The organism is Parafrankia sp. Ea1.12 (assembly GCF_900465275.1).
In the GTDB taxonomy this organism is placed as follows: Bacteria; Actinomycetota; Actinomycetes; order Frankiales; family Frankiaceae; genus Parafrankia; species Parafrankia soli.
Genome location: NZ_UBIZ01000449.1, coordinates 1 through 245, shown reverse-complemented (window position 1 = coordinate 245; position 245 = coordinate 1). Strand labels below are relative to the sequence as shown.

Below are 245 nucleotides of genomic sequence, written 5' to 3'. Positions count from 1 at the left end.
GGGCGCCCAGGCGATCAACGACTGGGCGATCGAGTACCAGCGGTTCTCGCCCCGCTACATCTGCGCGGCGACGATCCCCTTCCTCACCGTCTCCACCGCCGTGGCCGAGGTCGAGCGGGCCGCCGGGGCCGCGGTAGTAGACGCCGTTGCGGGTGGACGCGTCGTGGGGCTCGCTGCCGATGTGGAACGCGATCACGAGACCCGTCTCCGCGAGGGCGGCCCACAGCGGCTCCCACGACTCGCGA

General features: G+C 72.2%; 1 pseudogene. It reads left to right on the top strand.

Annotation, left to right across the window (positions count from 1 at the left end):
• Positions 1–245: pseudogene (locus FMEAI12_RS38675) on the top strand (hypothetical protein); the annotation flags it as partial.